The 419-nt window shown below is 54.2% G+C and carries 1 pseudogene; it reads left to right on the top strand.

What is annotated here, in order from left to right:
- Positions 1-49 precede the first annotated feature (49 nt).
- A pseudogene (locus EXE42_RS17080) lies at positions 50-419 on the top strand (hypothetical protein); the annotation flags it as partial.

The following is a 419-nucleotide window of genomic DNA, read 5'->3' as shown; positions in this document are numbered from 1 at the left end:
CACCCGGACTGTCCCCGCCCCACGAGCCCCGGTCGACTTTCTCTTGGAGATGACGAAACGGGACGTTAGCGGCCCCGCAATAACTTCGAGAGACATTACTGATTACGGAAACGTCGACTTCGTCGCCGATCCGTTCCTCCATAAGAATGGAGACGATATTCACATGCTTTTTGAGGTGTACAACAGGGACAGAGATCCAACCGCCTCAATCGGTCACGCTATCAGCCGTGACGGCGGGGAGCAGTGGGAGTATGATCAGATCGTGTTCGAGACGGATCGACACGTGTCATTCCCATTCATATTCGAACACGACTCGGAGGTCTATTTTGTTCCGGACCTGTCGAACTCGCCAGAACGGAAGCCGCCAGTCGTGCTCTATCGGTTCGATGAATTCCCACATGAGTATAGCGAGGTCGCTA

This window comes from Halorubrum sp. SP3, from assembly GCF_005435195.1.
Taxonomy (GTDB): Archaea; Halobacteriota; Halobacteria; order Halobacteriales; family Haloferacaceae; genus Halorubrum; species Halorubrum sodomense.
The sequence above is the reverse complement of the archived record's forward strand: the minus strand, read 5'-3'. Positions and strand labels throughout refer to the sequence as shown.